General features: G+C 46.4%; 11 protein-coding genes and 1 riboswitch. Of the genes, 8 read left to right on the top strand and 3 right to left on the bottom strand.

Annotation, left to right across the window (positions count from 1 at the left end):
- Positions 1-52: 52 nt before the first annotated feature.
- Together N530_RS0115875 and N530_RS19125 are read right to left on the bottom strand one after the other, a co-directional pair.
- Positions 53-871: a glycoside hydrolase family 16 protein gene (locus tag N530_RS0115875; protein ID WP_202899093.1), complete on the bottom strand. Its 819-nt coding sequence runs from the start codon at positions 869-871 to the stop codon at positions 53-55.
- A gap of 195 nt (positions 872-1,066) precedes the next feature.
- Positions 1,067-1,417, bottom strand: a complete 351-nt coding sequence (locus tag N530_RS19125; protein ID WP_155852022.1) for a hypothetical protein — start codon at positions 1,415-1,417, stop codon at positions 1,067-1,069.
- Between the two features lie 157 nt (positions 1,418-1,574).
- On the opposite strand from N530_RS19125, the gene N530_RS18365 reads away from it, so the two are divergent.
- The 4 genes from N530_RS18365 to N530_RS0115855 all read left to right on the top strand — a co-directional run bounded on the left by N530_RS18365 (position 1,575) and on the right by N530_RS0115855 (position 5,627).
- Entirely contained in the window at positions 1,575-2,561 is a 987-nt protein-coding gene (locus N530_RS18365) for a hypothetical protein (protein WP_155852021.1), read from the top strand.
- The gene (locus N530_RS0115865) at positions 2,558-3,754 is read left to right on the top strand and encodes a polysaccharide pyruvyl transferase family protein (RefSeq protein ID WP_026481513.1); all 1,197 of its coding nucleotides are present in this window, start codon (positions 2,558-2,560) and stop codon (positions 3,752-3,754) included. Before N530_RS18365 ends, N530_RS0115865 begins: the two co-directional genes overlap by 4 nt.
- Positions 3,755-3,836: 82 nt before the next feature.
- Complete coding sequence (locus N530_RS18750) at positions 3,837-4,547, top strand: Crp/Fnr family transcriptional regulator (protein WP_051541009.1); 711 nt, start codon at positions 3,837-3,839, stop codon at positions 4,545-4,547.
- 324 nt (positions 4,548-4,871) lie between these two features.
- The gene (locus tag N530_RS0115855; RefSeq protein ID WP_026481512.1) at positions 4,872-5,627 is read left to right on the top strand and encodes a response regulator transcription factor; all 756 of its coding nucleotides are present in this window, start codon (positions 4,872-4,874) and stop codon (positions 5,625-5,627) included.
- Between the two features lie 1,136 nt (positions 5,628-6,763).
- On the opposite strand, the gene N530_RS0115850 is transcribed toward N530_RS0115855, so the two are convergent.
- Positions 6,764-7,243 carry an Lrp/AsnC family transcriptional regulator gene (locus N530_RS0115850; RefSeq protein WP_026481511.1) on the bottom strand — a complete coding sequence of 160 codons (480 nt, stop codon included), beginning with the start codon at positions 7,241-7,243 and terminating at the stop codon, positions 6,764-6,766.
- Between the two features lie 94 nt (positions 7,244-7,337).
- On the opposite strand from N530_RS0115850, the gene N530_RS0115845 reads away from it, so the two are divergent.
- The 4 genes from N530_RS0115845 to gcvH all read left to right on the top strand — a co-directional run bounded on the left by N530_RS0115845 (position 7,338) and on the right by gcvH (position 12,809).
- Entirely contained in the window at positions 7,338-8,552 is a 1,215-nt protein-coding gene (locus N530_RS0115845; RefSeq protein ID WP_026481510.1) for a methionine gamma-lyase, read from the top strand.
- Positions 8,553-8,614: 62 nt separating this feature from the next.
- Positions 8,615-10,999 carry a 1-deoxy-D-xylulose-5-phosphate synthase N-terminal domain-containing protein gene (locus tag N530_RS0115840; RefSeq protein ID WP_026481509.1) on the top strand — a complete coding sequence of 795 codons (2,385 nt, stop codon included), beginning with the start codon at positions 8,615-8,617 and terminating at the stop codon, positions 10,997-10,999.
- Between the two features lie 103 nt (positions 11,000-11,102).
- Positions 11,103-11,188, top strand: a riboswitch (glycine riboswitch).
- 129 nt (positions 11,189-11,317) lie between these two features.
- Entirely contained in the window at positions 11,318-12,427 is a 1,110-nt protein-coding gene (gene gcvT / locus N530_RS0115835) for a glycine cleavage system aminomethyltransferase GcvT (RefSeq protein ID WP_026481508.1), read from the top strand.
- Positions 12,428-12,446: 19 nt separating this feature from the next.
- Entirely contained in the window at positions 12,447-12,809 is a 363-nt protein-coding gene (gene gcvH, locus N530_RS0115830) for a glycine cleavage system protein GcvH (RefSeq protein ID WP_211097933.1), read from the top strand.
- Positions 12,810-12,818: the final 9 nt, after the last annotated feature.

Raw genomic sequence — 12,818 nt, 5'->3', positions numbered from 1 at the left:
TATGGCCAAAAGGATTAGGTGTCTACATCGCCATGCAACCAATGTCAGCGAACTAATCCTGAGACAATGTAAACGCCTTTACATAGTCCACAAACATGAAAGACGGGTTGGGCGTACCGTCTTTAGTCGCGTTATCAATAAGCGCTAAATTCAAAAGCATATACATCGGTTGATAGTGTTCTTCAGGCGTCGGTGTGCGCCACACCATCTGACGGTTGAAGTAGATACGGATAAATGACTGATCGATTTTAACACCATATGTGTTGTATTCGGTCGGGTCATATTCTGGGAAAACTTGAATGCGGTCATAGTCGGAATAATGTTCGCCATCGCGATGCCAAACATGCACGACGGTCGAATAACCGTCCGGCTTGTCACCATAATATTCCAGCACATCAACTTCCGCCGTGTACTTGCTGCGATCAATACCTATGAGCCAAAATGCAGGCCAAACACCTGCACCAACAGGTAAGCGTGCGCGTATTTCGAAATAACCATATTGCTGTGAAAAACCATTGCCATCCGAGTCAGTGGAGGCCAGTAGACCGGAGCGCCATTTTCTTGACACATCCATGGTAGCTTCAATGCGCAATTGACCATCTTCTATTGTGAACGGAAAACCGTCTTCAGGATCAGCAAACGCCGCGCCACCAAAATCTCCGGACCACGGTGTGTGTGCAATCCAGCGTGTATTGGGGCCCCAAGCTGATACATCTAATGTGTTGAATGGCTCATCAAAGCTCATTCTCATTTCATCAAAATCTAGCTCATCCTCCGGCAATGCCTTAAATTTATCTTCGGTATTTGCTTTTAAGGTTGTTGTGTGAAGCGGCATCCAGAAAGTTACCGAAAACAACATTACTATGGTCAATAAACTACGCCTGCGCCCAGACGCGCCCCGCATACGCCATATCTGCCGAGACCAATAATGTTGTTGCATGAGATAAGGATACGCCAACTGGAACACAATTAAATATATGCAATCGATCCGTGCCTACCACTAAAGGGTTAGCGAAGGACGGACATACAGACCAACAGCTAAATGTTACAAATTGGTTTTAGATACTCACAAAGGGATCGTGATGAATCTGGAATTAATGGGAATTGTAGCAGCCGGTATTGGAATGTCGCTATTCAGCGCATCGGTATATTGGACTGCCCTATTTATGGTACTGGCAACAATATTCGGGGCGGCGGCAGCTATCAGTTTGCCTGCATTGGGCGGCGCATCCATTCTCGTTCCGAATCTATTTCTGATATTCTTTGCTTTGCGCATTTTCAGGGCGAGCGGCGAAGGGCCCGTATTCGCTGCAATGATAGCGTGGCGACCTGGTTTCTGGCTTTTGCTCTTGACTTTATTCGGCATTGTAACCGCATTATTTTTACCAAAATTGTTTGCGGGAATGACTGAAACCATATCTGTCACCCGTTCCGTGGGAGATCGCAATTTTCTTTCTTTAATAGATCTGCGCCCCACGTCCAATAACATTACACAATCAGTTTACGCCCTTGGCGGGCTAATTTGTTTTGTTTTCGCTTTTGCGTATGGGAGGCAACATGCATCGCCAAAAGAGATGACTAAAATCCTCCTCATCGTAGGCAGCATCAACATTTTATTTGCGGCTATCGATGTCATAACATTCTACACAGGCACCGAATATCTGATGGATTCTATCAGATCTGCCAATTATAGATTTCTAACGGGTTCTGAAAAGGGTGGCCTCAAGCGTATATCCGGTACATTCTCGGAAGCATCTGCATTTGCAAACTACACGCTAGCACTATTTGCTATCGCTACCAGCTTCTGGCTAGACCGCTCACCCAACCGCTATGCTGGTCCAATCGCTTTCTCGCTTTTCCTCACGCTTTTGCTTTCCACATCGGCAACGGCGCTTGTTGGTATTTCTGCAATCACTTTCTTTCTTGGATGCCGCTCACTCACAACCTCACTTCAGCATCCTAATCGAGGCAGGCAGATTTTCATTGCGATATTCGCATGTTTGCCTGTGATCGCAATTATCATCACTCCCACTCTTGCCCCTTCAATAGCAGATGAAGTCATTACATTTCTGGAGGAAATCCTATTTTCTAAAGCACAAAGCCGATCTGGGATGGAACGCTTACAGTGGAACGCGTCGGCTTATCAAACTTTTCTCGATACCTACGGCTTTGGTGCAGGTCTTGGCAGTGCCCGCGCTTCCAGTTACCTGTTGGTACTTCTATCTAACATCGGAATCGTTGGTACGGCTCTGTTCACAATATTTGCTGCATCCATCATTTTCTCCAAATCAGCGTGGTCCGAAGCAACAACGGAAATTGAACTAGATCAAGCGCGTGTTACACGCGCCACTAAAGCCGGTTTTATTTCAGTTCTTCTAACAAGCTTTATCTCCGGAACAGTCTATGACTTAGGCTTACTGTTCTACTTTGCCGGCGGAATTTGCGCAGCATATTGCACATACCCAATTTCTACCCCGACTAAGGTACCAAATTTTTCGGCCACCTTAACGAATGCACAATTGTTAAATACCACACATAGTCAGAGCAAAAGAAGCTCATGAAACTGGCAATATTCAACGTAAAATTTAGTGAGAATATTGGTGATGGTTTACTAGCAACCTGCTTGGAGAATCAAATTCGCGATTTTCTCCCAAGCGTAGAGTTACAGACATTTGATCTTGCCGGGCGCGTAAATTATGGCGAAACAAATAAGTATAGGCACTTACTGCTAAGAGTGTTAGCGCATCTGCCGAACAATATTAGACAGCGTGTTGTGCGTTATTTGGTTGCAAGTAAAGTGCGTACCCTGAAAGCGAAATGGTACGACGAAATTTCAAACGCCGATGCTGTAATAATTGGTGGCGGAAATCTTTTTCAAGACGATGATTTGAATTTTCCCACAAAAATAGCAGCCGTCATAGATGCAGTTCTATACTATAAAAAGCCATTAGCTATATATGCTGTTGGTGTAACCGCTAATTGGTCGACCCAAGCTCAAGCTCTTTTCGATGCTATCAAAAATGTAGACCTTGTACACTGCTCTGTTCGAGATAAATTAGCACAGACAGCTTGGAAAAATCACTTTCCGGATTCGCAAGATGCCCTCATTTTGCCCGATCCAGCATTGAGCGTGTCATGGCCTACGACGCAAAAAAAGAAGATTTCGAGCAGCAAAACCCGAACTTACCGCCCTATAATTGGTCTCTGCATAACCGACCCATTGATTTTAGTGCGGCACTCAAGCGATCCGCTTTCTACAAACGTATTTCAATCCGTAAGCAATTATATTTCGCTTATCGCAGGCTTGGTTAAGCGCGGTTACAGAATCTATTTATTCTGCAATGGTGCACGAGAAGATTATAAATTGTTAGAAAAGATCGCCAATACTGGCGTGATTAGTGATCTCATCAACAGTAGCAATGTGAATGTCACCAACAGACCGAAAAACCCTTTTGATCTGCTTGAAATAATTGCAATTGCTGATGTAGTCATCGCTCACCGGCTACACGCTTGTATAGCTGCCCACGCACTTGACATTCCAACATTTGGGTTAGGATGGGACAATAAAGTCGAAGCATTTTTTGATTTCAGCGAACGCAGAAAATACTTCATTGAGAGCAAAGCCTCCTCAAAAGAAATTATATCAAAGGTTGATCGACTTCTCAAAGAAGGCTGTGACCACGAAGTACGCCCGCACCTTAAAAATAAGAGTATTGCTGGCATAAAAAAGCTAATTGACGACCTAAAAAGCTGACGATTCTCGGTACTTCCTTTGGGGTAGATGCATTATTTTTGATTAAATGATAAATTAATCTCAATTTTGGGGGAGAGGATCTATGGTTAAGCCAATTCAAATCCATGATTACACGGGTGAGGTATTGCTTAGGTCAATTGGCGACATTCCATCCGAAGGAATAAGTAAAAACTTCCAATGTAAGACAAAATTTGTACCTAGCGGAGCAGAGTTTTTCAAATTGGAATATAAGCATCAGTTTGCTGCTGTGCCAGTTCACGGTTGGGGACTATGCGCAAAGTTTCAAATGGACGGGCGTCGAACAATAATAGACTTCGTTCTACCAGGCGATATCACAAGCACTTGGCATAGTACCAATACCAATGAGATTGTTACGGCTTCAAATGACGTTATTCTTGCAATATTGTACGAAGACACGGCTCTAAACTCGACTTGTAATCACGATCTAACTCAATTATTGGCTTCGTCAATTCGGCGACGCTATGCACGCGTTGTGGAACGTATGGCAATGGCGGGACGGGTCGGCGCACTTGAACGCTTGTCGCAATTACTGCTTGAGCTTAGCATGCGATCGGGCGTGTCTATTGATGGTAAAGCAGGATCATTTAAGTGTCCCCTGAAGCAAGCAGATATTGGTGATGCGCTTGGATTAACCAGCGTACATGTAAACCGAATTCTCAAGGAATTGCGTATTCGCAAACTTGCAGACATGCATCACGGACTTGTCAAACTCCTTGATATTGAGCAGCTCGTGCACATATCCGGGTTTGATTATCGTTATCTCAAATCATGAGATAGAGCATAAATTTCAACAGAAAACTATTACAGAATTCGACGTACCAAAATGAGACAATTTGGTATGAGAACAATCAAATTGCGTTTTGTAATATTGAAAAGGCGCATACAGTTACTTAACATAAAGTTAACTTAGGTTAATGCGTAATAGTTAAAAATGCTAAATAATTCGGGAGGCGAGAATTAAGTTTACCGCAACTTAAGTTGGAGTTTTTCCTTAAAATCAGATAATTTAGTTTCTTTTAAATCCAAGCAGTAAGAAAAAAATAAGTAAAATGAAAATATCGGAGTTCAAGATTGAATAGTAACGGGGGTAATAATAATGAAATCAATTGCAACAGATGCAACAGATGCAACAAGAGAATTTAAAGAATCTGCAAATTTCAAGCGTAGAAATATTGTCGTTGATTCACCCAATCTGGCCCCCGAGAATAAACCATTCGATGGTTACGTTTTACTGATTGATCATCGCGCATTAGACCGCGATTGTCTTGCGCGCAGCTTAAAAGCAAATAAACCCGAAATAGAATATGTTACTGCTGCAAGCCTGAACGAATGGATACTTGAGTATGCAGGCGACGTTCCTTCAGCCGTAGTTTTTGTCATCGGCAGTTCATCAATCGACGAAGCTAAAAATTACGAAATGATTGCAGAGTTAGTTCACAAACTTCCGAAGAGTCCGTTAATTATCGTCTCCGATAAAGAAGAACTTGGGCAAATGCTCAGAGCGCTACAACATGGTGCACGAGGCTTTATTCCCAGCAGTGTAGGCATTGATGTCGCTATCGAGGCAATAAGCTTAGCGCGCGCAGGCGGCGTGTTTCTTCCCGCTTCAGGGCTACTGGCCGCAGGCGACCTGATTGAAGCTGCTATCAAAGATACTTGCGGATTGGGCAACATTTTCACACCGCGTGAAGCAGAAGTCGCTGATGCGTTGCGCCGTGGCAAAGCGAACAAAATAATCGCGTATGATCTCAATTTGTGTGAGAGCACAGTTAAAGTGCATATTAGAAGTATAATGAAAAAACTGAGCGCAACGAACAGGACAGAGGTGGCCTATAAATTGCGCGAGCTTTGAGCACTTGTTTAGTGCGCTGCAGGTGGGACTTTCTGTCCGTCAATTTGATAGTCAATCACTTATCTCATCTGCATTTAATGCTATCGGTATGGTAGAACCAAATACAAAATGCGGACGAACCCCATTTTTTATAATACTAAATTTCAGTATTTTGCGTGACGTTTTCATGGGCCTAATTCAAGTTTGAATTTAAGCATTCTGGCCTAAACTCGTCGTGAAAGACCTTCATAGTGAACTTACACACCGGCAAGTTTCTAAAGTTTAGGGTATAGGGCTTTCGCCATGGCCCTAATGGAATTCAGAAATGAAAACCCGATGATCTCCTTGCAACGTCCGATATTGATCTTACCAAAGACAATGAGTTTGTTCACAAAGAGAATTACCTCCACTACATCCGTAATTGCTACTCAGCATTGAAGGGATATCACCTGCAAATTTCGAACGAAAAATAGCCAAAACGAGAACTGGATGCGGAATGAAAAAAAGCCTAGTCATATCGCTCCGGCAAGTCACGCCACTACACGCCAGTACGAATAATATAGAAAATACCGTTGAGAGGTTCGCGGGCGTTCTTTTGCGATGGATCACACTTTTCCCCAGTGCTGCGAGCGCTAGAAAGTGAACCGTTTTGATTAGAGTTTTTCGCATGATTGTCTGACTAGAATAAAGAACGGAAGGTATGAAAGCAGCCAAATTTTGGTGTCCAGAAGGCGTTCATTTTAAAGCAGGATGACAGTGGTGTATCGGTAGAAAAAATATAGCGAAAGCTCGGATCCTCTTGTGTGGCCAAATTTAATTGGATGAATAAGCATTCCGGATTGCTGTGTGTCTTACCGCGGCTTAAGCAATTGGGCGCGTTTTTTTGTGGAAGACTGAATATCTAAGTAACGCTGTCGGTAAGTAAATTTGACCTACGCAGCAAGAACAAAAAGGGGTGCATTATGGGGTATAATGAAATAACTAAAAATTATTATATATATTATTCATATACATAGAGAGTTTTGATTGCTCCGACAGGGAACTAATCTCCAATAAAAAAAACAACCTAGATACAAAGGTACGGAATCCCCCCCTTTGTAATCACTTGGTTATTCTAAGTCTTATTCTTCTTGTTGCTTCGCACGGCCCCAAAAGCCTCACCCATGAAATTCGGGAAACACATGCGTGCGTTTAACCACGCCATAGACAAAGCTTGTGTCGATAGAGCTGATGCCGCCAATCGGGTGTAGGCGATCTCTGACAAAGCGCTCATAATCTTCAAGATCGCTGACAACCACGCGCAGCAAATAATCCGATAGGCCCGTCATGACGAAACATTCGAGTACTTCTGGAATCGCCTTCATGCGCTCTTCAAACCGAACGACAACATCTTCAGTATGTTTTTCCAAGCTGATACGCACCATTACAGTCACAGGCAGGCCATAGGCCTTCGTATTTACGTCAACACTATACCCTGTAATCGCGCCATTATTTTCCAGATTACGCAACCGCCGCAAACAGGGCGAAGGCGAAAGATTAACCTCCGCGGCCAATTCAAGATTCGTAATGCGGCCATTGCGCTGTAAGGCTCTGATAATCTTGCGGTCCAGCGCATCTAATTGCGGTATTTTTGACATTATATTCCAAAATTCATGTGAACACGGTCAATAATAACAACTAAACACCTTTTATGACAGCACATAATGCCCTTATCAAAATTAGAGGCACCCCATGAGCGATAATAATAAAGACTTCTCAACACGCGCCATTCACCACGGTTATGACGCTCAATCTGAACATGGCGCACTAAACCCGCCAATCTATATGTCCTCTACATTCACGTTTGAAAGTGCAGAGGCAGGCGGCGCGATGTTTGCCGGTGAAAAAGAAGGCCATTTTTACTCACGCATTTCCAATCCGACCTTGGATCACTTGGAACAACGCATCGCCAATCTTGAAGGCGCAGAAGCCGGACTTTGTACCGCCTCTGGCATGGGGGCTATCACGTCAACGCTCTGGTCTTTTCTTGCCGCTGGCGACGAAATCATTATCGACAAAACCCTCTATGGCTGCACTTTTGCATTCATGACGCACGGCCTGCCGCGCTTTGGGGTCAAAGTGAAACTTGTCGACATGACCACGCCTGCCAATCTTGCAGACGCTATCAGCGACAAAACCAAACTTGTTTATTTTGAAACACCCGCCAACCCCAACAACCGACTGGTCGATATTGCTGCAATTTCTGAAATCGCACACAGTGTTGGCGCAAAAGTAATCGTGGACAACACATACGCCACACCGGTTATCACCCGCCCTATTGAGCACGGCGCAGACATTGTTCTACATTCTGCCACCAAGTTTTTGAGCGGCCACGGCGATGTCGTTGCTGGGCTCATCGTCGGCAGCTTGGAAGATATGACGCAAATCAGACTTGTCGGCTTAAAAGACATGACCGGCGCTGTGATGTCACCTTTAACAGCGATGTTATTGTTGCGCGGCATTAAAACGCTTGAGCTGCGCGTTGAAAGACATTGCCAGACGGCATTCAAAGTGGCGCAAATATTGGAAGCACATCCAGCCGTTCTAAATGTGTTTTACCCCGGCCTTAAAAGCTTTCCGCAGCATGAGCTTGCTTGCAAGCAAATGTCTAATTTCGGCGGCATGATACCGTTTGAAGTCAAAGGCGGAAAAGCTGCAGGTATCGCGGTGATGAACAGGCTAAACCTCATCCAGCGCGCCGTAAGCCTTGGCGATGCAGAAAGCCTTATCCAGCACCCTGCAAGCATGACACATTCCACCTATACACCTGAAGAACGCGCAGAGCACGGCATTGCCGAAGGCTTGGTACGCCTCTCCGTTGGATTGGAAGGCGCGCAGGATATTATCGACGATTTGCAGGCTGCATTAGGCGCCCATAATATGCCAGTCGACGAATTGACGGATTAAATTTGTTTGGCTGAAATCAGCGTAGAAATTCGAGCACACCAAGCGTAACCGAAAGCATCACCATGCCTCATATTGACCAAGCTCATCTTAAGACCATCGAACAACGGTTATTATGGTTGTCGCATTGGATGATACATAACGCCAACCACATCCGCCCCAAAACAGATGGCATTAAGGTTGGCGGGCATCAGGCATCGTCCGCGTCAATGGTGTCTATCATGACGGCGCTATATTTCAGCGCTCTTCGGCCAGAGGACCGTGTGGCGGTTAAACCTCACGCCTCGCCGATCTTTCACGCCATACAATATCTGATGGGCAATCAAACACGCGAAAAAATGGAAAACTTTCGCGGGCTTCAAGGCGTGCAAAGTTATCCGAGCCGTACCAAAGATATCGACGATGTTGATTTTTCCACGGGGTCTGTTGGCCTAGGTGTCGCCATCACCTCTTTTGCCTCGATTGTGCAAGATTACATCACAGCAAAAAGCTGGGGCAAAGATGTGCCGCTTGGCCGTATGATTGCGCTGGTTGGCGATGCCGAATTGGATGAAGGCAATATTTACGAAGCCCTGCAAGAGGGCTGGAAAAACGACCTTCGCAATACGTGGTGGATCATCGATTATAACCGCCAATCGCTGGACGGCGTCGTGCGCGAAGGGCTTTTCAAGCGCATTGAGCAGATATTTGATGCTTTTGGCTGGGACGTGGTCAAAGTAAAATACGGCGCGCTGCAACGTGCAGCATTTAACGAACCGGGCGGCGACAAGTTGCGCGATTGGATCGACAATTGCCCGAACCAGCTTTACTCAGCACTAACCTTTATGGGCGGCGCAGTTTGGCGTGAGCGTCTTATGGATGCGCTTGGCGATCAGGGCGATGTCACGGCGCTCATCGAGGCGCGCACAGATCAGCAATTGGCTGAACTGATGGAAAATCTCGGCGGTAATTGCGTACAAACAATGGCTGAAACGTTTGACGCTATCGATCATGACCGCCCTGTATGTTTTCTTGCCTACACGATTAAAGGTTGGGGCACCCCCATTGCTGGTCATAAGGACAACCATGGCGGCCTGATGAACAAAACCCAAATGGCTGAGTGGCAAGCCCATATGGGCGTGGCAGAAGGCGAAGAGTGGGAAAAATTTGCGACAGTCGATGACCCTAAAGCACTACAAACTGCGTTGGACAAAACACCGTTCTTTGCCAAGGGCGTGCGCCGTTACACAGACAAAATTCTTGACGTGCCAAACATTGAATTATCGTCAGACCGTGAAATCTCAACACAGATGGCTTTTGGCAAAATCCTTGATGATTTATCAAAAGGTGACAGCGATTTAGCCGCCCGCATCGTGACAATGTCACCGGATGTAACCGGCACCACAAACCTTGGTCCTTGGGTGAACCGGCGCAAGCTTTTTGCCCGCACGGAACAGTCAGATACATTCATCAATGAGAAAATACCTTCAACGGCCAAATGGGAATTCACCCCAAAAGGCCAGCATATTGAACTCGGCATTGCTGAAATGAACTTGTTCTTGCTGCTTGGAGCGGCAGGCTTGTCCCATTCACTGTTTGGCAAGCGCGTCATTCCAATTGGCACCGTCTATGATCCCTTTGTGGCGCGCGGCCTCGATGCGCTAAATTATGCCTGTTATCAAGATGCGCGGTTTATGATCGTCGGCACACCATCGGGCGTAACGCTTGCGCCAGAAGGCGGCGCCCATCAATCGATTGGAACACCGCTTATCGGCATGAGCCAAGACGGTCTTGCAAGCTTTGAACCAGCTTTTGCCGATGAGCTTGCCGTTATCATGCAATGGGCATTCGATTACCTACAGCGTGATGGTGAAGGCGATCCCGATGAGCGCACATGGCTGCGCGATGAAACCGGCGGCTCGGTCTATCTGCGGCTTACAACCAACCCAATTGAACAGCCCGGAAAACGGGTGGACGAAGACTTCCGCCAAGGTGCAATCGACGGTGCATACTGGCTGCGCAAGCCTGGCCCTAATTGCGAAGTCGTCATCGCTTATCAAGGCGCTGTGGCACCAGAAGCGATAAAAGCTGCAGGTATCATCGCAGAAAGCCGCCGCGACATCGGCGTTTTGGCCGTAACATCGGCAGACCGTTTAAATGCTGGTTGGACGGCTGCACAGCGCGCCCGCGCGCGCGGCAACAAGTCTGCCCAAAGCCACCTTGAGAAATTGCTTGGTGATCTTCAAAGCCATTGCAAAATCATAACCGTTATCGATGGCCATCCGGCCACTTTGGCATGGCTTGGTTCCGTGAAAGGCCATCAGACCGTTCCCCTCGGCGTCGAGCATTTTGGCCAGACGGGTACAATTGGTGACCTTTACAAACATTTCGGCATTGATGCGAATTCCATCATCGAGAAAGTAGCCGAACTAACCGACGGCAAGTCTATATCGCGTGTGACAAACATGTGAAAATTGCCAGAATGCGCCTATAATTCTGGTGACAGAACTATTATGCGCGCGCCTGCATTGCTAAAACATATTGACAGTAAATTCATATCGACTGTAACGTCACTTCACTATTTTGGGAGAATCGGAATTACCGATGCCGAAGGAGCAACCACCCCGGAAACTCTCAGGCAAATGGACCAATATAGTACAATGACTCTGGAGAGAGGCTAATTGCCCGCCGAAGGGATAACAATCTCAGGCAAACAGACAGAGGGGGTATCATCATCCGCATCCGCGGTATGAGTGGTGCCGGATAGTCCGGTTTTTTTAGAGGGCCGGATGGAAAGTTTAAAAACAACTTCGCTGCATGAATTGCATTTAAAACTTGGTGCCAAAATGGTGCCTTTTGCAGGCTATGACATGCCTGTTCAATACCCCGCTGGTGTGATGAAAGAACATTTGCACACCCGCGCCAAGGCTGGTTTGTTTGATGTCAGCCATATGGGACAGGTGATCTTACATAACCCTGATGCCGCATTGCAGCTCGAAAGCCTTGTGCCTGTAGATGTTGCAACCCTGCCTGAAGGCAGACAGCGCTATGGCTTTTTTACAAATGAAACAGGCGGCATATTAGACGATATCATGATCGCCAACAGAGGCGACCACCTGTTTGTTGTTGTAAATGCTGGCTGCAAAGATGCCGACATCGCCCATATGGAGCGCAACCTTAAATGCAAGGTTGAAACGATCAACAACCGCTCTCTTCTGGCTCTACAGGGCCCTGCTTCCGAAACCATATTGAGCACAATTGTGCCTGATGTCGCCGAAATGCGGTTCATGGATGTACGTATTTCGCCAAGCAAATTTGGTGAGCTTTGGATTTCGCGATCAGGTTATACGGGCGAAGATGGTTTTGAAATTTCAGTTGAAGACGAACAAGCCATAGCGCTCGCAGAAGCATTACTGGCCCATGAAGATGTGCTGCCAATCGGACTTGGTGCACGCGATAGTCTGCGACTAGAATCTGGCCTATGTCTTTACGGCAACGATATTGATGAAACCACATCACCGCTTGAAGCTGGATTGCAGTGGGCTATCCAGAAAGCACGGCGCAAGGATGGCGCGCGCGCAGGCGGTTTCCCCGGTGCCGAGCATATTCTTGCCCAGTTTGATAAGGGTGTGAAAAAGCAACGTATTGGCCTGTTGCCCGAAGGGCGTGCGCCCATGCGTGCAGGCACAAATCTTTATGCGCATGAAAATGACGAAACACCGATTGGACAAGTCACTTCCGGTGCCTTTGGCCCAACGGTCGAACGGCCTGTATCTATGGGCTATGTAAGCGCTGAACATTCGGACGTCGATGCAATCATCTTTGGTGATGTGCGCGGCAAACGCTTGCCAGCGCGTATCTGCGCTATGCCTTTCACACCTTTAAATTTTAAACGCTAAAAAAATCTCGGAGATTATAATTATGAAGTTCACAGAAGAACATGAATGGCTTCGCGTAGAAGGCGATCTGGTCGTTGTTGGCATCACAGCTTATGCAGCAGAACAGCTCGGCGACATTGTTTTCGTCGAATTACCCGATGCAGATAATGACGTTTCAAAAGGCGATGATGTTGTCGTTATCGAAAGTGTGAAAGTTGCCTCTGACATTCTTGCGCCACTGGATGGAACAATTGTCGAAGTTAACGACAAACTTGGCGATGATCCTGCGCTCGTCAATAGCGACCCACTTGGCGATGGCTGGTTTTTCAAAATGAAATTGAAAGACGCATCCGAGATGGACGCACTGATGGATGAAACCGCCTATAACGCGATGATCGCTTAACGGAGCCTT

Source organism: Ahrensia sp. 13_GOM-1096m, assembly GCF_000620605.1.
GTDB classification, from domain to species: domain Bacteria; phylum Pseudomonadota; class Alphaproteobacteria; order Rhizobiales; family Rhizobiaceae; genus Ahrensia; species Ahrensia kielensis.
This window is presented reverse-complemented; position numbering and strand designations above follow the sequence as displayed.

Bases quoted from the DNA above. Each gene is read 5' to 3' on its own strand.
- N530_RS19125 (WP_155852022.1), bottom strand. From the start codon at position 1,417: ATGGTTTCAGTCATTCCCGCAAACAATTTTGGTAAAAATAATGCGGTT.
- N530_RS18365 (WP_155852021.1), top strand. From the start codon at position 1,575: ATGACTAAAATCCTCCTCATCGTAGGCAGCATCAACATTTTATTTGCG.
- N530_RS0115865 (WP_026481513.1), top strand. From the start codon at position 2,558: ATGAAACTGGCAATATTCAACGTAAAATTTAGTGAGAATATTGGTGAT.
- N530_RS18750 (WP_051541009.1), top strand. From the start codon at position 3,837: ATGGTTAAGCCAATTCAAATCCATGATTACACGGGTGAGGTATTGCTT.
- N530_RS0115855 (WP_026481512.1), top strand. From the start codon at position 4,872: ATGAAATCAATTGCAACAGATGCAACAGATGCAACAAGAGAATTTAAA.
- N530_RS0115850 (WP_026481511.1), bottom strand. From the start codon at position 7,243: ATGTCAAAAATACCGCAATTAGATGCGCTGGACCGCAAGATTATCAGA.
- N530_RS0115845 (WP_026481510.1), top strand. From the start codon at position 7,338: ATGAGCGATAATAATAAAGACTTCTCAACACGCGCCATTCACCACGGT.
- N530_RS0115840 (WP_026481509.1), top strand. From the start codon at position 8,615: ATGCCTCATATTGACCAAGCTCATCTTAAGACCATCGAACAACGGTTA.
- gcvT (WP_026481508.1), top strand. From the start codon at position 11,318: ATGGAAAGTTTAAAAACAACTTCGCTGCATGAATTGCATTTAAAACTT.